Source organism: Gemmobacter aquarius (genome assembly GCF_003060865.1).
Lineage (GTDB): Bacteria > Pseudomonadota > Alphaproteobacteria > Rhodobacterales > Rhodobacteraceae > Paragemmobacter > Paragemmobacter aquarius.
In genome coordinates, this window is the sequence record NZ_CP028918.1 from 2,983,618 (window position 1) to 3,003,406 (window position 19,789).

The window sequence follows — 19,789 nt, forward strand, 5'->3', positions numbered from 1 at the left end:
GGTAATATATATACGTTTCCGTTCAGATTTAAAGGGCAGAGGGCGCGACTCGCAGGATTTAGCCGTCCGTAGGGGTGACGGGCGGCTGCGGCCCGCGGTACTTTGAGTTTAAAGGATTGCGAAACCGGCCGCCTTGCCCTAGCCCTGTCTTGCCGGTCCGCGTCATCCGGGTCACGGTCGAAGTCGGGTTTTGCAGGGCCGAACCAACATGAACCTCATCCTTGAACGCCGCGGTGACGTGGCTGTCGTCACACTGGAAAATCCGCCGGTCAATGCGCTGGGGCGTGCGATGCGCGACGCCCTGCTTGCGATGGTCGACAGGCTGGACGGCGACGAAAGCGTTCGGGCCGTGGTCCTGACAGGCGCGGGAAAGCTGTTTGTCGGCGGCGCGGATGTTTCGGAATTCGACCACCCGCCGCAAGCGCCGCATCTTCCAGATGTGCTGGCGCGGATCGAAGACGCCCGCGCGCCATGGATCGCGGCGGTGCATGGCATGGCGCTTGGCGGCGGGCTGGAATTGGCACTTGCCTGCCGCTACCGGATCGCGGCGGCAGACGCGACATTCGGGCTGCCGGAAGTCAACCTCGGGATCATTCCGGGTGCGGGGGGAACGCAGCGCCTGCCACGTCTTGTCGGGGTAGAGGTTGCCGTGCCGGTCATCGCCGAAAAACGCATGCTGGATGCCGCGCAGGCGCTTTCGTCGGGCCTTGTCGACCGTATTGCGGCGGGCGACCTTGTGCCTGAAGCCGTGGCCTTTGCGCACGAGGTTCTGTCCGCCCCGCCTGCCCTGCCCGCAGGCGACCGCGCCGTGGCTGACCCCGGCGAAACGTTCTGGCACACGGCGAAGGCCCGGATCGCAAAGGCATCGAAAGGCCAGAGCGCACCCCTGCTGGCGCTGGAAGCCGTGCGGCTTGGCGTGGCCGAGGGACAGGGGCCGGTCTGGCCTTTGAACGCGCGACCTTTCTGCGCCTGCGCGAAACCGAGGAAGCAGCGGCGTTGCGCTATCTTTTCTTTGCCGAACGCGCCGCCCTGCGCCCCGCCGATCTGCGCGGTGTCACGGCAAGACCGCTTGGCACGGTCGGTGTCGTGGGTGGCGGCACGATGGGTGTGGGCATCGCCGCAGCCCTGCGAAACGCCGGGATCGCCGTTGTGCTGTCCGAGCGCGACCAAGCCGGACTGGAGCGTGGCATGGCCACACTGCACGCGCTGTTCGACGGCGCGGTCAAACGCGGCAACCTGACCGCCGAAGCAGCGGCCGGGCGTTTGGCAGGTGTGACCGGAACCATAGGCTTTGGCGGTCTGCAGGGCTGCGATCTGGTGATCGAGGCGGTCTTCGAAGACCTCGCCGTCAAGCGCGAGGTGTTTTCGGCCTTGGCCAGCCTGTGCGATCCGGACACGATCCTTGCCACCAACACCTCGTATATCGACCCGCGGTCGATCTTCGACGGGCTGCAAGGGCAAGAGAGGTTCATCGGGCTGCATTTCTTCAGCCCGGCGCAGGTGATGAAACTGCTCGAGATCGTGCCCCTGCCCGACACGTCGCCGCAGGTGCTGGCCACCGCGTTCGGGCTTGCCGCGAAGCTGGGCAAAGTGCCGGTCAGGTCGGGCATCTGCGACGGCTTCATCGGCAACCGTATCCTGCGCCATTACCGGCACGAGGCCGAGGCGATGCTGCGCGAAGGCGTGCCCTTTGCCGCAATCGACGCCGCCATGCGCGGCTTCGGCTATGCGATGGGCCCGTTCGAGATGCAGGATCTGGCCGGTCTCGACATCTCGTTCATGCACCGCGAGGCGGCACGGGCGCGGGGCGAGGATGTGCCCGAAACGCCGGGCGACATATTGGTGCGCGCAGGGCGCAAGGGGCAGAAAACCGGTGGCGGCTGGTATGATTACCGCGTCGGAGACCGTGCCCCGCATCCGTCAGCCGAAGTGGCGCTTTTGCTGTCGCCCATAGGGGGCGCCGCCCGTGACATGCCCGCAGCCGACATCGCCGACCGTCTGGTCGCGGCCATGGCCGCCGAAGGCCGCCGCATCCTTGACGAAGGCATAGCCGCCTCGCCGCAGGACATCGATCTGGTCGAAGCGCATGGCTACGGTTTTCCCCGCACCAAGGGCGGCCCGATGTTCCTTGCGGCGAGACGGCAGCCAGCCGCAGGGTCGGCCCAAGCATGACGCCCGTCGTTCAGGCCTTAAGCAGGCGGCGGGCGGCGAGCCAGTTTGCGAGCGCCATCGCTCCGGCAGAAGCAAGGCATAGGGGCAGACCCCCGAACTGGTAGCTGATGCCCGACACAAGCGTGCCGAAAAGGCGTCCGGCGGCGTTGGCCATGTAGTAAAACCCCACATCGCGCGTAATGCGCCCGGCCGATCCGAAGGCAAGGATCAGGTAGGAATGGACCGAAGAATTGACCGCGAAGACGAAGCCGAAGCCGAGCAGGCCGAGGATCAGTATCGCCGTCAGCCACGGGGTCGGTTCGCCCGCCAGCATGGCCGCCGCCGAGAGCAGAAAGGGGATCGGCACCAGCGCTGCAGCCCAGCCCACGGCGGCCTTTGTGGCCTTGGCTTCCGATTGCCCCTTGGGGCCGAGCAGACGCGGGGCGAAGCCCTGCACCGCGCCGTAAGCGATGATCCACAGCGCCATGAAGCCGCCGACGAGGAAGAACGCCTCGCGCCGGCCTTCGGCGGTGCCTTCGGACAGGACGGACTGGAAGTAGACCGGAACGCCGACGACGAACCAGACGTCCCTTGCGCCGAAGAGGAACAGGCGGGCGAGCGACAGGCGGTTCACGCGGGGGTCTTTCGACCGCCAGCCACCCCAAGCCTCGTCGGCTTTCATCCGCCCCGGAAGGCCTGCAGGGAGGAAGAGCACGACAGCCGACAGGATAAGCGCAAGCACGCCTGCCATGGCCCAGACCGCAGTCTGGAAGCCCGCAACCGCAAGGAGGGCCGCGCCGAGGAAGAAGCCGAGGCCCTTGATCGCGTTCTTCGATCCGGTAAGGGCGGCGACCCAGCGGAACAATCCGCCATCCGCAGCGGGGGCCAGCAGTTTGACGGCGGATTTCGAGGACATCTTGGCAAGGTCCTTTGCCACGCCCGACACGCCCTGCACCGCCATGACGAAGGTGACCGAGGCGGCAATCGACCATGCAGGGTCTAGCCGGGCAAGTGCGGCCAAGGCCCCGATCTGCAAGGCCAGCCCCGCGTAAAGCGTCGCCGCAAGGCCGAAGCGGGCCGCCAGCCATCCGGCGGCAAGGTTCGTGACGATCCCCGCAAGTTCGTACAGCAGGAACAACCATGCAAGCTGGATCGGGCTGAAGCCCAAGCCATTGAAATGCAGCAGCACCAGCATCCGCAGCGCGCCGTCCGTCAGCATGAAGGCCCAATAGGCCGCCGTGACCGCCGCATAGGCGCGGACCGGATTTGGCGGCGGGCTGGCCATTGCGGCGGGCATGGTCACAGCGACCCTGCCACCATGCGGGCGACATCGGCAAGGCGGCAGGAATAGCCCCATTCGTTATCGTACCACGCATAGATTTTGACCTGCGTGCCGTTGATCACCATCGTCGAGGGCGCGTCGATGATCGACGAGCGCGGATCGTTGGTGAAATCGGACGAGACGAGGGGGCGCGTTTCATAGCCGAGGATGCCTTTGAGTGGCCCTTGGGCGGCGGCGGCAAACAGGGCATTGACCTCGGCCACCGTCGTTGCCCGCTCGACCTCGAACACGCAGTCGGTGAGCGAGGCGTTCAGAAGCGGCACGCGCACGGCGTGGCCGTTCAGGCGGCCCTTGAGTTCGGGGTAGATCAGGGTGATCGCCGTGGCCGACCCTGTCGTGGTGGGGATCAGGTTCAGCAGCGCCGACCGCGCGCGGCGCATGTCTTTAGCGGGGCGGTCGACGATGGTCTGGGTGTTGGTCACGTCATGGATCGTGGTGATCGACCCGTGGCGGATGCCGAGGCTCTCGTGGATGACTTTGACGATCGGGGCGAGGCAGTTCGTTGTGCATGAGGCTGCGGTGACCAGGGCTTGCGAGCCGTCGTAGAGCGCGTGGTTCACCCCGTAGACGATATTGAGCGCGCCGCCGTCCTTGACCGGGGCGCTGACCACAACCTTTTTCACGCCCGCCGCGTAATAGGGCGCGAGTTTGGCTGCGGTCTTGAAGACGCCCGTACAGTCGATGACCAGATCGACGCCGAGCTCCGCCAACGGCAGGGCGTCGATGGTCTTTGCCTGCGTAAGGCGAAGGGTCTGTCCGCCAAGAACCAGCGCCCCGGCAGTGTGGCTGACAGGAGTTTTCCAGCGACCGTGAACGGAGTCGAACTCCATCAGCAGGGCATGCTGTTCGGCATCGCCCACGGGATCGTTGACCAAGACGATCTCTCCGCCCGCGCCTGTATCGATCAGGTCGCGCAGGACAAGTTTTCCGATCCGGCCAAGGCCGTTGAGGGCGATACGGGGCATGGGTCAGCCTTTCCGGGCGATGGGTTGGGCCGTGCCGATGTCATCGACGAGGCCTTGTAGGGCGATGCGGTTCAACTGCTCGAACGGCAATTCGACGAAAGCCGCGATCCGGCGGCGCAGGGCGGCGTAAGTCTGGGCGAAAACCAGGCCCTTCTCGGCTTCGGTGCCGGTTGCCTTTACCGGATCGGGCAGGCCCCAATGGCCGGTGATGGGCTGGCCGGGCCAAGGCGGGCACTCTTCGGCAGCCGCCGCGTCGCAGACGGTAAAGACGAAATCCATCACCGGTGCATCTGGTTGCTGGAACGCGGCGATGTGCTTGGATCGCATGTCCGCGGTGTCATGACCGTTCCGCTTCAGGACATCGAGCGCAAAGGGGTTCAGCGCGCTGCCGGGTCGGGTGCCCGCCGAGAAAGCCTGGAACCGGCCCTTGCCCAGATCGCGGAGCAGCGCCTCGGCAAAGATGGAACGGGCGGAATTGCCCGAACATAGAAACAGCACGTTGAAGGCGGAGCTTTGCATGGGATCCTCAGGGGCGGCGGGCAAAAGGGATGAAAGCAGATCCGGTCTCGCCCGTCCGACATCAAGCGCGAGATAGCCGAAGATCGCCTCTGTCCGGTCAAGATCGACCGAGTAGAACAGCGACCTTCCCTGACGTTCGGCCCGCACCAGACCACATGCGGCAAGATCGGCAAGGTGATGGGAAAGCGTGTTCTGCTTGAGCTTCAGCGTGTCGGCGATTTCGGTCGGACGGACACCATGCGGGGCAAATCGCATCAAAAGCCGGAAGACGGCAAGGCGACCGGGATGGCCGAGCGTGGCGAAGGACTCTGCGGCGAGTTTTATTTCCATAAATCAGGATTTATCGAAAAGATTGCGCGAGTCCAGTGAAGGTTTTGTAACGGGTGGCCTTGGCCTGACCCGCACCACGAAGCATCCGACCCGAAACATCATGGTCAGGATGCGCGGCACGTTGGGGCCATGACCCGTTGCGCCTGTCACGCATTCTTCATGCGGCCGAAATCATCCTGTCACCGAACCGAATTAGTCCGGCGTCATCAGCATCAGTTGGGGACGACAATGAAGACCATCTTGCAAGCCGGCCTTTTCGCCTTCGCCACCCTCACCGCCCAAGTGGCCGTGGCCCAAGACACGATCCGCTTCGCCGTAACCGACATCGACGGCATGGAAGCCCTGCAAAAGGAAATGGGCCCCTTCAAGGACGCCTTCGAAGCCGCATCCGGCCTCAAGGTTGAGTTCTTCCCCGTCTCGGGCCGCACCATTGCGGTCGAGGCGATGGCCGCCGACCAGATCGATTTCGTGCTGACCGGCCCTGCCGAATACGTGGTGTTCAACGCCCGCCTGAAAGCCCAGCCGGTCGTGACGTGGAACCGTCCCGACTATTACGCCAACGTGGTCGTGCTCGACGCCTCGCCCGTCAAATCCGCCGCCGACCTGAAGGGCCAGAAAATCTCGTTCGGCGAGATCGGCTCGACCTCGCAGCACCTGTCGCCCGCCAGCATCCTTGCCGAGGCGGGGCTGGTCTACGGCACCGATTACGAACCCGTCTTCCTCAAGCGCAACGTGGCGATGGAAGCATTGATCGCGGGCGACATCGCGGCCATCGGCCTGAACAAGACCCATATCGACCAGATCACCGAGAAATTCCCCGACCAGAAACTGCGCGTCCTGCTCAAGGGCGGCGAACTTCCCAATGACGTGCTTCTCGCTTCGGCCTCGGTCGCGCCCGAAGTCGTCGATGCGGTCCGCAAGACGTTCACCGAACATGGCGACGAACTTCTCGCCGCGATCACCGCAACCGAAGAGAACGCGAAATTCATCGGCGGCGGCTTCACCGCGACCGTGACCGATGCCGACTATGACAACGTCCGCAAGATGTTCGAAAATGTCGGCGTGACAGAGTTCACCCAAATCCTGGGCGAGTAATCCTTGAACGTCGCACTTCGCCCCGCGATTGCCCCCACCGTCCCCGCGAAAGCGGGGCCGGTGCTTTGCGTCTCGAACCTGTTCAAGTCCTTCGGCACCAATGACGTGTTGCGCGGCATCGACCTGACCGTTGCCCCCGGCATCGCCACGGCGCTGATCGGCGCGAACGGGTCGGGCAAGTCGACCGCGCTGAAATGCCTGATCCGGCTGGTCGAACCCACCTCGGGCAAGATCGAGCTTCTGGGCCGCGACGTGCTGACCATGAACCCGCGCGACCTGCGCCGCTTCCGGTCGACCGTCGGCGTGGTCTGGCAAAAGCATAACCTCGTGCCGCGCTTGTCCGCGCTGACCAATGTGATCCACGGCGTGCAAGCGCGCACTTCGGGTCCGCGCACATGGTTCCAGTCGCTCGCCACGGCCGAAATGCGGACCGAGGCGCTCGCCTGCCTTGATCGCGTGGGTCTTTCCGACAAGGCGCTGGAACGTGTCGATAGCCTGTCCGGCGGCCAGCAGCAGCGCGTCGCCATCGCCCGCATGCTGATGCAGCGCCCGCAGATCATCCTTGCGGATGAACCCGATGCCAGCCTCGACCCGCAATCGGGCGAAGAGGTCATGCGGATCCTGTCGGGGCTTGCACGGCAGGACGGGCTGACGCTGATCTTCATCTCGCACCGGATGGAGCACACGCTGGAATTCTCGGACCACATCCTTGGCCTGCAGGGCGGGCATATCGTGATGAACCGCGCCACCGCCCAGACCGATGCCACACATCTGCGCCGCTTCTTCGACCATCAGGAGCGGACATGACCGCCGCAAGCGCCCTTCCCCGTTTCCGCCACCGCAGCCTGCCGGAATACGCGGGGTTGCTGATCGTCGCGGCTTTGGTCCTGTCCAGCATCGCCGCAACCGCCCCGCAGGTCGATGCGCTGGGGCGTGGCCTGACGCGGCTTGTCGCGCCCTCGGGCCTGCTTGCGCAGATGTTCCCGCCCGACCTGACACGCATCGACCGCATTGCGCTGAAGCTGCTTGAAACCCTGCAAATGGCCATTGCGGGCGCTGCACTTGGCCTGATCTTCGCCGTTCCCTTTGCCATCCTTGCCACCGACCGCCTGTCGCCCCACCCCGCCATCCGCATCGCGGCACGCGGGATTATCGCGCTGTTCCGCACCATCCCCGACCTTGTCTGGGCGATCTTCTTCATCATCATGGTCGGACTTGGCCCCGCCGCAGGGGTGCTGGCCATCATGGTCGACAAGATTGGCTTTGCCGGCCGCTTCTTCGCCGAAGCGATGGAGGAAGCCGACACCGGCCCGCAGGATGCGCTTCGCGCCATCGGCGCCAGTCGCATGGGCATCATCTTTTCGGCGGTGTTTCCGGCCTGCCTGCCCTCGTTCACCGCTACCTCGCTTTTCGCGCTGGAAAAGGCGGTGCGCGGGTCTGCGGCGCTCGGCCTCGTGGGTGCGGGCGGGATCGGCGTCGATCTCAAGGTCGCTTTCGACCTTTTCAACTATGACGAGGCGCTGACCATCATCCTGATGCTGCTCGGCCTCGTCCTGATCGTGGAACAGGGATCCAACTGGATCCGCTCGAAACTGATGTGAAGCGCATGAACCAGCACAGCCACCCGCCCGCGACCGTGATCGAAGGCGCAAGCGTCATCTTCCCCGACCGCATCGAACGCGCTTCGGTCCGCATCGAGGGCGGCACCATCACCGGCATCGACACGCCCCGCGACGGCGCGCATGTGATCGACGGTCGCGGCAAATTCCTTGCCCCCGCCTTTGTCGACATCCACGGCGACGCCTTCGAACGCCAGATCATGCCGCGCCCCGGCGTGACCATCCCCATCGACATCGCCCTGCTGGAAACCGACCGCCAGCTTGCCGCCAACGGCATTGCCACCGCCTATCACGCGCTCACCCTCAGCTGGGAGCCGGGGCTTCGGTCGGTCGAAACCGGCTGGGCCATGCTGCGCGCCCTTTCGCGCCTGTCGCCGCGCCTGACGGCTGAAAACCGCCTGCAACTGCGGTGGGAGACCTTTTGTCCCGAGGCGCATTCGCTGATCGCCACCGCGATGAACCAGACCGACACGCCCGCCTTGGCCTTCAACGACCACACCACAGCGGCGCTGCTTCACCCCGCAATCGCGCTGCACGACAGGCCCTTCGACCTGATCCCCGATTACCCCGTCACCGAAACCGACGCGCCCAAGTTCCGCGCCAAGATGGACGCGCGGGCCAAGCGGTCGGGCATGACGCTGGACGATTACATCGCCCTGATGCTTTCGGTCTGGGAGCGTCGCCCGATGGTGCCGCACCACATCGAAACAATGGCGGCTCTGGCCCGGTCCAGCGGCGCGCCGATGCTCAGCCACGATGATACCCAAACCGAAACCCGCGACTTCTACCGCGCCAAGGGTGCCACAATCGCGGAATTCCCGATGCACGAGCGCGTGTTCCAATCCTCCCGCGACGCTGGCGACTGGATCGTGCTCGGCGCGCCCAACGCCATGCGCGGCGGCAGCCACCTTGGCTCGCCGGGGGCTGCCGAGATGATCGGCCGCGGACTGTGCGATATCCTTGCCTCGGACTACTTTTATCCCGCGATGCTGGGGGCCATCGCCCGCCTGCACGCCGACAGGACAGCACCCCTGAACGCCCTGTGGAAACTCGTGGCGCAAAACCCAGCCACCGCCTTGAACCTGATCGACCGCGGCCACATCGCCATCGGACAGCGCGCCGACCTGTTGCTGCTCGACTGGCCGGACCAGTCCGCCCCTGCCCCCCTGCGGACATGGGTTGCCGGACGCGGCGGCTATTCTGCCCTGAACGATTATTCCCTCCCCGTCACCGGAGTCCCCGCATGACCGATGCAGCCTTCCATCCGCAACCCGACCCCGGGTTCACTTATTCCCATCCTGCCCAGTCGCGCCCGCGCCGCGCCCTGATCCGCACGGTGGAACGTATCAGCGGACAGCCGAAACTGCGGAACCTCTATCTCGGCTGGGCCGCCTCGCCCCGACGGAGCGAGCCTGTCTTCGACGCCGCCCTGCGCCTGCTCGACATTGCGCCCCAGCACCACTGGACCGTGCCCGCAGCCCATATCCCCGCCACGGGCGGCCTGCTTCTGGTGGCGAACCACCCCTACGGCATCGTCGACGGGCTTGCGCTGTGCCAGCTTGGCATGGAACTGCGCGGCAACGTGCAGATCCTGACCAACTCGGTCCTCTGCCAACCCGCCGAGGTGACGCCGCACCTTTTGCCGATCGACTTTTCCGGCACGCCGCAGGCGCGCAAGACCTCGGCCACCAGCCGCAGGCTTGCCATCGACCTGCTGGCTGCGGGCAAGACCGTCGCCATGTTTCCCGCGGGCGGCATCGCCACCGCCAACGCGCCCTTGCGCGGCGCGGCATATGATGCCGAATGGCACGGCTTCGTTGCCCGCCTTGCACTGATCGCGGGCGTCACCACCCTGCCGGTGCATTTCGGGGGCCGCAACTCGCGCCTGTTCCAGATCGCAAGCCACCTGTCCTATCCGCTACGCGTGGCGCTTGTGTTCCACGAAACGCGCCGCCTCTGCGGCAAGCCGCTTCCCATGACCATCGGCGCGCCCGTTACGGCGGCCGAACTGTCATCCCTGCCGAAAGAGGCCGTTGCCGCAGACCTCCGCCGCCGCACGATGGCGCTGGGTGGCACGGGGGACGAGGTGTTCCACTGGCCCGCCCATGTGAAGTGGTAAAGGTTCAGCCCAGCGCATAGCCCGATCCGCGCACGGTGCGGATCGGGTCGTCATGGCCAAAGGCGCAGATCGATTTGCGCAGCCGTCCGACATGGACATCGACGGTGCGCGTATCGACATAGATGTCGCGCCCCCAGACACGGTCGAGCAATTGTTCGCGGCTCCACACCTTGCCGGGTTTTTCCAGAAAGGTCGCAAGCAACCGGAATTCGGTCGGGCCGAGCTTGAGCACATGATTGCCGCGATGCACCCGGTGGCTTTCGGGATCAAGCCGCAGGTCGTCATATTCCAGCCCCACGCCGGCGGTCGAAGGCCGCACGCGGCGCAACTGCGCTTTGGCGCGGGCGATCAATTCGACCATCGAATAGGGCTTGACCACATAGTCATCCGCTCCGGTCTCGAGGCCCCGCACGCGGTCCACCTCTTCGGCGCGCGCAGATAGCATGATGATCGGGATAGACCGTGTCTCGGGCCGCATCTTCAACTGGCGGCAGACCTCGATCCCCGACAGCTTGGGCAACATCCAGTCGAGGATGATGATATCGGGCGCATCCTCGTCGACCAGCATAAGCGCATCCTCGCCATTGTCGGCGGTGATCACGGCAAAACCTTCGGACTCGAGGTTGTAGGACACGGCCTCGCGCTGCGCCGGTTCATCCTCGACCAGAAGAACGCGCGGCTGCATCGTCCGTTTATCACTTCGCATCAGATGAAGCTCCGTTGAAAGGAAAGGGGCGGCGCATCGCTGCGCCGCCCCCTTGGTCATTTATTCCAGCGGGCCCATCACCGTCTCGGCGGCAACGGCGGCTTGCGTTGCGGCAAGCTCGGGGTCGGAGACCAGACCGTAGGCCGCGAGCGGGCCATCGGGGCCGGCCATTTCGTCGGACAAGAAGAATTCGATGTATTCCTTGAGTCCCGGGATCACGCCGATATGCTGCTTTTTCACGTAGAAGTAGAGCGGGCGCGACACGGGGTAGTCGCCCGAAGCGATGCTTTCGGTCGAGGGCACGACGCCCGACATGGTGGCGACGCGCAGCTTGTCGGTGTTGTTCTGGTAGAACGACAGGCCGAACACGCCGATCGCGGTCGGGTTGGCATCGAGCCGCGCCAGCGTTTCGGTGTAATCGCCGTCGATATCGACCGACACGCCATCGGTACGCAAGCCGTGGCAGGCCTTCTTGGCGTTGTCGGCCTTTTCCTTGTCATCGGCCCCTTCGGCAGCGGCGAGGAACAGGTCATAGGCCCCCGTCTCTTTGCAGCCCGCTTCCAGAACCTTTACGTCGAAGACTTCGCGCGTGCCGTGCTTCGATCCGGGCACGAAGGCCAGAATGTCTTGCGCCGGAAGGGCGGCGTTCACATCGGCCCAGCTTTTCGCGGTGTTGGCGGCAAGCGCGCCGTCCTTGGCCACCTGTGCGGCAATCGCGAGATACCAGTCGGACGGGGTAAAGGCGAATTCGGCGCCGTCGATCTTGGAGGCGAAGACGATCCCGTCATAGCCGATGCGGACTTCCATGATGTCGGTCACGCCATTGGTCTTGCACAGGTCGATGTCGCTCTGGCTGATCCGGCTCGACGAGTTGGCGATGTCGATCGTGGTGTCGCCCACGCCTTCGCACAGCTTCTTGCGGCCCGCACCCGAACCGCCCCCTTCAACGACCGGCGTCGGGAAGTCGAAGTTCTCGCCGAACGCCTCGGCTACGATGGTGGCATAGGGCAGAACGGTCGAAGACCCCGCAACCTGCACGTTGTCGCGCGCCTGGGCCGCGCCCGTGGCGGCAAGGATCGCCAAGGCCGAAACGGTGAATTTCATGGCAGACATCGAGATAAACTCCTGTTTGGCAGCGCGCCCGCCGTCGGACGCCTTGGCAACGGAATTACTGCGCCTGCATGACAATCGGTTGACAGTTACATGACAGTTTAATGAACCTTGACGGCCCCGCCCCGCCACCACGGACGGTGCAGACGCAAGGCCGCCCAGACCTCGGTCGCCTGATCGATGGCCTCGCGCACCGCGTCGCGGTCCACCACGGCCGCCGATTTGCGACGCATCGCCTTGGCAAGTTGTGCATCCGTGGCAACACCCAGCAAATCCTGCATCCGCTGCATCTCGGCCCGGAACGTTGTGGCGCCCTCGGTCGGCAGGAAGGGCGTGAAGAATTCGGACAGATAGCGCAGCGTCTTCAGGTCTTTGCGAAACCCGTGCAGCGCCTGTGCCCGCAAGGCGTCGATATCAGCGCCCCGCCTGCCGCAGCGCTTCCACGACGCATCCAGCGCCGCGACCGCGATCTGCCCGACCCCCGCCGCGCGCATCGCCCGTGCCCTCTCGCCCGTGCGGAAGACCGAGCCATCCTCGACCTTGCGCGCAAGGACGGGCGAGAACAGCACCGCATTTCTTTCGCGCAACCGCAGCCGCAGCTTGACGCGCAGACGCGCGGTCTCGGCCTCGAGCTTTGCACTCCGCTCCTCGGGCGGAACGGCGGCCAGCAACACATCCTGATCGCGCAGCTTGCCCAAGGCGCGGAAGATGTCCTTGGCCTCGGCCCGCAATTCTGCGGTCGCCTTGCGCTTGAGCACAGGCGCAAAGGCATCGAGCGCCGTTACCGTCCGCCGCAGCCAGACCCGCGCCTTGTGCGGCCCCGCCGCATCGTCGCTGTCCAGCACAAGCGCGAGATGCCCGTCGATCTCCGAGCAGCACCGTTGCAGGATATGGCGCAGCGCTGCCTCGGCGGTCATCCCCGGTCCGGCCTTTGCCGCAACCGGCACGTCTTCGTCTTCGTCCATGCCATCCCCCGACCCCGACCCTGTCGAAGGGTTGGTTAAGACGGCTTTGTAAAAGTCTGGCGTCAGTTTTGCCCGCCTTTCGTTGCGAAACTTTCACCAAATCGCAGTCGATGCGTCACGAAGCCCCCGTATGACCCTTTCATCACGAAGCCAAAGGGGGCCACATGCTGCTGCAAGTCCGGAACGTGACGCGCCTGTTCGGCCAAAAGGCCGCCGTCGACAACGTCAGCTTCGATGTGGCGAAATCGGGCTTTGTCGGCATCATCGGCCGCTCGGGTGCGGGCAAATCCACCTTCCTGCGCCTGATGAACCGCCTGACCGATGCGACCTCGGGCGAGATCAGCTTCGAAGACCAGAACGTTCTGGCCCTGCAAGGCGCCGACAAGCGGGCATGGCAAAGCCAGTGCGCGATGATCTTCCAGCAGTTCAACCTCGTGCCGCGCATGGATGTCGCCTCGAACGTGCTGCATGGTATCCTCAACCGTCGCTCGACCGTTTCGACCATGTTCAATTTCTGGCCCGATGACGACGTGCTCAAAGCCCTTGCCATCCTCGACCGTCTGGGTATCGCCGAACAGGCCACCAAGCGCGCCGAGGCGCTGTCGGGTGGCCAGCAGCAGCGCGTCGCCATCGCCCGCGCCCTGATGCAGGACCCCAAGGTCATTCTGGCGGATGAACCCATCGCCAGCCTCGACCCGATGAACGCGCAGATCGTGATGGACAGCTTGCGCCGGATCCATGACGAGGACGGCCGCATGGTCATCGCCAACCTGCACACGCTGGACACCGCGCGCCGCTATTGCGACCGCGTGATCGGGATGCGCGACGGACGCATCGTCTTTGACGGCACGCCCGACCAGCTGACCACGGGCGTCGCCCGCGACATCTACGGGGCCGATGCCTCGTTTTCCGAAAGCGCGACCTCGACCTCGATCGATGCGCTTCCCAGCGACGCCGACGCCGATTACGCGCGCCGGATGTTGGTCTGACCCTTTTCCTTCGCAATCCAACACGGAGACGACAATGAAAACGCTTCTCAGCCTTCTTGCTGCGACCACGATGCTTGCCCCCGCCTTGATCGGTGCCGCACAGGCCCAGGAAATCAAGGAATTCAACATCGGCATCCTTGGCGGTGAAAACGCGCAAGACCGCATGACCTCGAACGAGTGCTACCGCGCCGCGATCGAAGCGTCGCTTGGCGTGCCGGTCAAGGTCTTCACCCCCGCCGATTATGACGGCGTGATCCAGGGTCTGCTCGGCGGCACGCTCGACATGGCGTGGCTTGGCGCTTCGGCCTTTGCCAAGATCTACCTGACCGACGCTTCGGCCGTCGATCTGGCCCTGACCAAGCAGAACATGGACGGCTCGACCGGCTACTACTCGATCGCCTTCGCCCGCAAGGACAGCGGCATCACCAAGCTGGAAGACGCCAAGGGCAAGGTCTTTGCCTTTGCCGAACCGAATTCGACTTCGGGTTACCTCGTGCCTGCCGCCGAACTGACCGAAACCTACGGCGACCTGAAGCAGTACTTCTCGGATGTGAAATTCTCGGGCGGTCATGAGCAGACCATCGTCGGCGTCGCCAATGGCGATTTCGCCGCGGGCGTGTCGTGGGCCGATGGTCTGGGCAACTGGGAAGACGGCTACAATTCGGGCGCCTTCCGCAAGGCCGCCGATGCGGGTCTTGTCGACATGAACGATCTGGTCGAGTTGTGGAAGTCGAAGATCATCCCCGAAGGCCCGATGGTTGTCCGCGCCGCCCTGCCGCAGGACGTGAAGGACAAGGTGACCCAGCTTACCGCCGACCTGCACGAAACCGACAAGGATTGCGCTTACGGCGTTGCCGCAGGTGAGGCCAAGGATTTCATCCCCGTCACGCTCGACGCCTATCAGGGTGTTATTGCCGCCCGCAAATTGCAGGAAGCGTCGCAGTAATTTCAGCACGTAACCAAGGCCGGACCCTTCCCCAGAGGGTCCGGCCATTTCTTTTCCCAAAGCGGATCATCCCCCATGGTCGATATCGCCTTCGGGCCAACCCCCGGCAAACGCCCCGACCCGCAGGCCGCAGGGGCCGCCTATCTGGCCATGACGCGCCGCAAGCGGCTTTATGGCGGGCTGATCCTTATCGTCTTCGTGGCCATGCTTGCTTCGGGCTTTCACATCGCCGAAACCCGCAACGCGGGCGGCTTCCTGTCGGGCCTGTCACAACTCGACGACTTCCCGCGCGAAGTGCTGGCCGAGGCTTGGGCCAAACGCGCCAACCTGCCCGCCCTGATGTGGGCCGCGCTTCCCTCGCTGATCGAAACCGTCAACATCGCCGCCGTCTCGACGCTGCTCGGCGTGCTTGCCGCAAGTGTCCTGTCGCTGCTGGCCACCCGTGGCCTTGCCCTCTGGCCTGCGTTGACCCCCGTGGTCCGCCGCCTGCTCGACGCGATGCGCGCTGTCCCCGAAATCGTCATCGCCCTTATCCTGATCTACATCCTCGGCGGCGGCCCGATTCCCGCCATGGTCGCAATTGCCATCCACACCACCGGCGCGATGGGAAAGCTGTTTTCGGAAGTCGCCGAAAACGCCGATCTCAAACCCGTCGAGGGGCTGGCCTCGGTCGGTGCCAACTGGTCACAGCGGATGTGGCTTGGCATCATCCCGCAGGTGGCACCCAACTGGTTTTCCTATGCGCTGTTGCGCTTCGAGATCAACGTCCGAGCCTCGGCCATCCTTGGCTTCGTCGGCGCGGGGGGCATCGGCTACGACCTCAAGATCGCGATGCAATGGGGCGGGGGGCGTTACGATCAGGTGGTCGCAATCTTCCTTGTCCTTTTCGTCACCATCGTGCTGATCGACCAGTTGTCCGACCGCCTCCGCCACCGTCTCGTGAAAGGGGCCGCTTGAATGACCGCCGCCACCCACAGCCTTGCGCCCGCGCTGCTGGCAGGCTTTCATCGCCGCAAGATGCAGGCCCTCGCCATCCCCGCGCTGATCCTGCTTTACCTTGGCTACACCTTCTTCGCCTTTGACGTGCCAAGCCTTTTCGCCAAGGCCCGTCTGGACAACGCAGCCATCCTTGCGGGCGATTTCTGGTCCTACAAGACCCATGTCACCCGCGACAACCGCACCGGCCGCGTGACTGCGGCGGTCGAAGGGGAAAACAAGGGCGCCTATCCCGCGGGCACCTTGCCCGACTGGGTCACGCAATCGGGCGATACCACCACCATCGACCTTGGCACCGGCCATGTCGTCACCTATGCGGGCAAGGGCGCCAGCTTCGCCGTCCCCGGTTACGGCACGATCGACATCCAGCCCCAAGACGGCGGCCTGAAACTGACCGCCCCCGAACCCTTGCCCGACTGGATCAACGCTTCCGGCAACCGCGTGTCGGTCACCACCGACGCGGGCCGCTTCACCTATACCCGCTCCAAGGTCGAAACCTTCCGCTACTCGGCAGGGTGGGAGTTGTTCTTCTTTACCCTCGACAGCCCCTTTGCGTGGAAAAGCTGGCCCGAACTCGCCGCGCTTGCCCTTTGGGGGGACCGCATCGACCCCGCGCGGAGCAACATCGCAGGCATGGTCGATGATTTCTGGCACAACGGTATGTGGCACCATTCCGATGTCGCAGGCGCGATCTTCGAGACGATGCTGATGGCCTTCCTCGGCACCTTCGGTGCTGCCATCATTGCCCTGCCGCTTGCCTTTGTCGCCGCCCGCAACATGAACCGGCTTGCTCCGCTGCGATTTGCGCTGCGCCGCGTGTTCGATTTCACCCGCGGCGTCGACGGGCTGATCTGGACGATCATCCTGTCGCGCGCCTTTGGTCCCGGCCCGATGACGGGGGCCTTGGCCATCCTGATCACCGACACCGGCGCCTTCGGCAAATCCTTTTCGGAGGCGCTTGAAAACATCGACGAAAAGCAGGTCGAGGGCATCCGCAGCACAGGCGCGAACGCCTCGCAACGCGCCCGCTTCGGCGTGATCCCGCAGGTCACGCCCGTGCTGCTGTCCCAAGTCCTCTACTTCCTCGAATCGAACACCCGCAGCGCCACCGTGATCGGGGCCATCGTCGGCGGCGGCATCGGCCTGTTGCTGACGCAAGCGATCCAGACCCAGAAGGACTGGGAAGAGGTCGCCTATTACATCACCCTCATCATCCTGATGGTCATGGCGATGGATACGCTTTCAGGCTGGCTGCGCCGAAAGCTGATCAAGGGCGAATGACCGTGCCGAAACTTATCCCCGACGCACCCTTCCTGCACCCCGAAACCGAGATCACCAACGCCACGTTCGGCGCCTATGTCGAAATCGGACGCGGGTCGCGCATCCTGAACACGACCTTCCACGACTACGCCTATTGCGACCGCTACGCCGATATCGCCAATACCAGCGTCGGCCGCTTTGCCAACATCGCGGCCTTTACCCGCATCGGCCCGACCGACCACCCCTATACCCATGCGGCGCAACACCATTTCCTTTACCGCTCGAGCTATTACTGGGACGATGCGACAGACGACCCGGCCACCTTTGCCGCCCGCGCCGCCCGCCGCACCACACTCGGCCCCGATACGTGGATAGGCCACGGCGCGATCATCAAGCCCGAAGTCACCATCGGCGCTGGTGCAATCGTAGCCTCGGGCGCGGTGGTGACAAAGGACGTGCCCCCCTTCCACATGGTCGCTGGCGTCCCCGCCCAACCCCTGCGCCCGCGCTTTTCGCAACCTGTCATCGACCGTCTGATGGCGCTGGCGTGGTGGGATTGGAACCACAGCCGCCTGCGCGCTGCGCTTGACGATCTCAGGTCACTGGAAGCCGAAGCCTTCCTTGAAAAGCACGGCGGCTGAACGGCGGGTTATTCCGCCGCCATCCGCATCACCTGCCGCGCTGCCATGAAGCGCTGCCCTGCCTCGCCCGCCAGATAGGTCAACCGCCCGCCCGCAATCGTCGCCTCGACGGCCCGCGTCGCTGCATTCACCACGGTCAGATCGGCCCGCAGCCCCGCTGCGATGCGCCCGCGATCCGCCATCCCCAGCACATCGGCCGCGTTCGATGACACCATCGCCCAGGCCTGCGCCATGGGCAAAATCCGCTCGTCGACCAGCTTCCACACCGCCAGCACGAGCGCGGGAATATGGTAATCCGAAACCAGCACATCGCAAAGCCCGTCGCGCAGCAAGGCTTCGGCGGCGATGTTCCCCGCCTGCGACCCGCCGCGCACCACATTCGGCGCGCCCATGATCACGGGCGAGCCGAGCGCCCGCGCTGCTGCCGCCGCCTTGCGCGAGGTCGGGAATTCAGCCACCCGCGCGCCCAACATCGCGTAAAACTGCCGCGTCTCGGCATCGGGGTCGTCATGGCTGCCATAGGTGACGCCCAGCCTCTCTAACCCGTTGGACAGGGCACAAAGCACGCGCGGCACTTCCCGCGTCCGCGCCCGTGCCGCCTCCATCCGGGCGAACAACTCGTCCGGCGACAGCGCGGCCTTGCGCGCCCAATGGGCAAATCCGTCGGTGTTCGACCGCCACATCTGGAAGCCTTCCTCCAGATGGTCGTTGAACACCACGTAATCGACCCCGAACCGCTCGACCGTCGCAAGCAGACGTTCCGCCGCCTCGACCAGATGCGTCTCGGCCCGGATTTGCACGCGCAGATCGGTCAGGGCAGGATATTCCCTGACTGCCGCCAGCAGGGCCTCGGCCTGATCGGGGCCACGGTGCCCGCCCTCCCAGCTCCAGCTTTGTGCCAGATAGGCTGTCGTCACCCCATGCGCCGCCGCCTCGCGGTCGGTCGCGGCAAGGCCGGAGGCGATGGGAAAGGGCGCAGTCGGGCGCGGGAAGATCTGGCGTTCGAACCCGTCACCATGCAGGTCGATGATGCCGGGCATGACCCAGAAGCCCGACAGATCGACCTCGGGCAGAAAGGCATCGACGAACCGCCCCTGCGACAGGCCGACCGCCTCGTGCCGCATCGCGCCGTCTTGCAAAACCTCGGCCCCCGTCAGACGCAGGTCGGGCAGAAAAGACAGGTCCGGCATGGTGATTTCCGTTTTGGCTGAGGGAGTAAGCCTGTGGATAACACCCGCCTGCAACGGAGCCGTGACAGTCAGACCGATAATGTCAGCGTCACCCGCTCGCCCGCGAACCATGTCAGCCCGTATTCCACGGGCACAGCCGCGCCGTCCACATTCACCGCTTCCGTCCGCAGGATCGGTGCGCCCTCGCGCAAGCGCAAGCGCAGCGCCTGCACGGGTTTCGCCGCCTTCGCCGTCACCCGCGTGCTGGCCCGCACGTAATCGTCCACCCCCGCCGCAGCCAAGGCCATCGTGATCGACGGCACCTCGCGCAATGCGTCGAGCAAACCGGAAAACCGCGCCGCCGGAAAGACCGACCGGAACATGGCAATCGGCTGGCCATCCGCAAGGGATACCCCCTCGACCACCTGCACCAAAGCGCCCGGCTCCAGCCCCAGCGCCGCCGCTTCGTGCCCTGCTGCAACCCGCGTTTCCAACCGCGTCAACTCGCGCGAGGGCACCTGCCCCGCCGCCGTGACGTTCTCGTTGAACCGCACCCGGCGCCCGATGGCGTAATCGGTCGGACGGCTGGCCACAAAGACACCCGCCCCGCGCCGCGACACCACTAGCCCCTTGGCCGCCAGATCGGCCAGCGCATGGCGTACCGTATGCCGGTTCACCCCGAAGCGCGCCGCCAGTTCCGCCTCGGTCGGCAGCTTCGCCCCCGCCGGATAAAGCCCCTGCGCCAGTTCCCCCGCGAGGGTGCCCGCAATCGCCGCCCAGATCGCACCCCGCGCCATCGTCCCGCCTGTCATCAAAAATTCACGGGACTCGGCCCGCCCGTACAGGTATCAATTTGTATAGTTGTAT

The 19,789-nt window shown here is 65.0% G+C and carries 18 protein-coding genes and 1 pseudogene; 11 read left to right on the forward strand and 8 right to left on the reverse strand.

Annotated features, from left to right (window positions below; translation table 11 throughout):
- Nucleotides 1-208: 208 nt before the first annotated feature.
- Nucleotides 209-2,172: pseudogene (locus HYN69_RS14365) on the forward strand (3-hydroxyacyl-CoA dehydrogenase NAD-binding domain-containing protein).
- Nucleotides 2,173-2,182: 10 nt separating this feature from the next.
- Here the strand turns inward: HYN69_RS14365 and arsJ are convergent.
- Genes arsJ through HYN69_RS14380 form a run of 3 tightly spaced genes read right to left on the reverse strand, consistent with a single transcriptional unit; the run spans nucleotide 2,183 to nucleotide 5,307 of the window.
- Nucleotides 2,183-3,448 (reverse strand): organoarsenical effux MFS transporter ArsJ, encoded by a 1,266-nt coding sequence (arsJ, locus tag HYN69_RS14370; RefSeq protein ID WP_230426567.1) that lies wholly within the window; start codon nucleotides 3,446-3,448, stop codon nucleotides 2,183-2,185.
- 2 nt (nucleotides 3,449-3,450) lie between these two features.
- Complete coding sequence (locus HYN69_RS14375; RefSeq protein WP_108436344.1) at nucleotides 3,451-4,458, reverse strand: ArsJ-associated glyceraldehyde-3-phosphate dehydrogenase; 1,008 nt, start codon at nucleotides 4,456-4,458, stop codon at nucleotides 3,451-3,453.
- 3 nt (nucleotides 4,459-4,461) lie between these two features.
- A complete protein-coding gene (locus HYN69_RS14380) occupies nucleotides 4,462-5,307 on the reverse strand; it encodes a metalloregulator ArsR/SmtB family transcription factor (protein ID WP_108436345.1) in 846 nt (281 codons plus the stop codon).
- A 228-nt stretch (nucleotides 5,308-5,535) separates the two neighbouring features.
- On the opposite strand from HYN69_RS14380, the gene HYN69_RS14385 reads away from it, so the two are divergent.
- From HYN69_RS14385 to HYN69_RS14405, 5 genes are read left to right on the forward strand one after another with little or no spacing between them, the layout of a single operon-like run.
- Nucleotides 5,536-6,402: a PhnD/SsuA/transferrin family substrate-binding protein gene (locus HYN69_RS14385; RefSeq protein ID WP_159082490.1), complete on the forward strand. Its 867-nt coding sequence runs from the start codon at nucleotides 5,536-5,538 to the stop codon at nucleotides 6,400-6,402.
- A gap of 3 nt (nucleotides 6,403-6,405) precedes the next feature.
- On the forward strand, nucleotides 6,406-7,209 hold the full coding sequence (locus tag HYN69_RS14390; RefSeq protein ID WP_108436347.1) for a phosphonate ABC transporter ATP-binding protein: 804 nt from the start codon (nucleotides 6,406-6,408) through the stop codon (nucleotides 7,207-7,209).
- Nucleotides 7,206-8,003, forward strand: coding sequence for a phosphonate ABC transporter, permease protein PhnE (gene phnE, locus HYN69_RS14395; protein WP_108436348.1), 798 nt, complete (start codon nucleotides 7,206-7,208; stop codon nucleotides 8,001-8,003). The genes HYN69_RS14390 and phnE (HYN69_RS14395) overlap by 4 nt, the downstream gene beginning before the upstream one ends.
- A gap of 5 nt (nucleotides 8,004-8,008) precedes the next feature.
- Nucleotides 8,009-9,268, forward strand: a complete 1,260-nt coding sequence (locus tag HYN69_RS14400) for an alpha-D-ribose 1-methylphosphonate 5-triphosphate diphosphatase (RefSeq protein ID WP_108436349.1) — start codon at nucleotides 8,009-8,011, stop codon at nucleotides 9,266-9,268.
- Nucleotides 9,265-10,140, forward strand: coding sequence for a lysophospholipid acyltransferase family protein (locus HYN69_RS14405; protein WP_108436350.1), 876 nt, complete (start codon nucleotides 9,265-9,267; stop codon nucleotides 10,138-10,140). The genes HYN69_RS14400 and HYN69_RS14405 overlap by 4 nt, the downstream gene beginning before the upstream one ends.
- 4 nt (nucleotides 10,141-10,144) lie before the next feature.
- On the opposite strand, the gene phoB is transcribed toward HYN69_RS14405, so the two are convergent.
- The 3 genes from phoB to HYN69_RS14420 all read right to left on the reverse strand — a co-directional run bounded on the left by phoB (nucleotide 10,145) and on the right by HYN69_RS14420 (nucleotide 12,921).
- The gene (gene phoB, locus HYN69_RS14410; protein ID WP_108437234.1) at nucleotides 10,145-10,846 is read right to left on the reverse strand and encodes a phosphate regulon transcriptional regulator PhoB; all 702 of its coding nucleotides are present in this window, start codon (nucleotides 10,844-10,846) and stop codon (nucleotides 10,145-10,147) included.
- 60 nt (nucleotides 10,847-10,906) lie between these two features.
- Nucleotides 10,907-11,959 carry a PstS family phosphate ABC transporter substrate-binding protein gene (locus HYN69_RS14415; protein WP_108436351.1) on the reverse strand — a complete coding sequence of 351 codons (1,053 nt, stop codon included), beginning with the start codon at nucleotides 11,957-11,959 and terminating at the stop codon, nucleotides 10,907-10,909.
- Between the two features lie 98 nt (nucleotides 11,960-12,057).
- Nucleotides 12,058-12,921, reverse strand: coding sequence for a CHAD domain-containing protein (locus HYN69_RS14420; RefSeq protein ID WP_108436352.1), 864 nt, complete (start codon nucleotides 12,919-12,921; stop codon nucleotides 12,058-12,060).
- Between the two features lie 164 nt (nucleotides 12,922-13,085).
- Between HYN69_RS14420 and phnC the strand changes: the two genes are divergently transcribed.
- The 5 genes from phnC to HYN69_RS14445 all read left to right on the forward strand — a co-directional run bounded on the left by phnC (nucleotide 13,086) and on the right by HYN69_RS14445 (nucleotide 17,753).
- Nucleotides 13,086-13,910, forward strand: coding sequence for a phosphonate ABC transporter ATP-binding protein (phnC, locus tag HYN69_RS14425; RefSeq protein WP_407925231.1), 825 nt, complete (start codon nucleotides 13,086-13,088; stop codon nucleotides 13,908-13,910).
- 34 nt (nucleotides 13,911-13,944) lie between these two features.
- Entirely contained in the window at nucleotides 13,945-14,856 is a 912-nt protein-coding gene (phnD, locus tag HYN69_RS14430) for a phosphonate ABC transporter substrate-binding protein (RefSeq protein WP_108436353.1), read from the forward strand.
- 75 nt (nucleotides 14,857-14,931) lie between these two features.
- A complete protein-coding gene (phnE, locus tag HYN69_RS14435) occupies nucleotides 14,932-15,813 on the forward strand; it encodes a phosphonate ABC transporter, permease protein PhnE (protein WP_108436354.1) in 882 nt (293 codons plus the stop codon).
- Nucleotides 15,814-17,133 carry a phosphonate ABC transporter, permease protein PhnE gene (gene phnE, locus HYN69_RS14440; RefSeq protein ID WP_108436355.1) on the forward strand — a complete coding sequence of 440 codons (1,320 nt, stop codon included), beginning with the start codon at nucleotides 15,814-15,816 and terminating at the stop codon, nucleotides 17,131-17,133. It begins immediately after the preceding gene.
- A 2-nt stretch (nucleotides 17,134-17,135) separates the two neighbouring features.
- Complete coding sequence (locus HYN69_RS14445) at nucleotides 17,136-17,753, forward strand: LbetaH domain-containing protein (RefSeq protein WP_230426430.1); 618 nt, start codon at nucleotides 17,136-17,138, stop codon at nucleotides 17,751-17,753.
- Nucleotides 17,754-17,761: 8 nt separating this feature from the next.
- On the opposite strand, the gene HYN69_RS14450 is transcribed toward HYN69_RS14445, so the two are convergent.
- Nucleotides 17,762-18,943 carry an alpha-D-ribose 1-methylphosphonate 5-triphosphate diphosphatase gene (locus tag HYN69_RS14450; protein ID WP_108436357.1) on the reverse strand — a complete coding sequence of 394 codons (1,182 nt, stop codon included), beginning with the start codon at nucleotides 18,941-18,943 and terminating at the stop codon, nucleotides 17,762-17,764.
- 68 nt (nucleotides 18,944-19,011) lie between these two features.
- Complete coding sequence (phnF, locus tag HYN69_RS14455) at nucleotides 19,012-19,719, reverse strand: phosphonate metabolism transcriptional regulator PhnF (RefSeq protein ID WP_108436358.1); 708 nt, start codon at nucleotides 19,717-19,719, stop codon at nucleotides 19,012-19,014.
- Nucleotides 19,720-19,789: the final 70 nt, after the last annotated feature.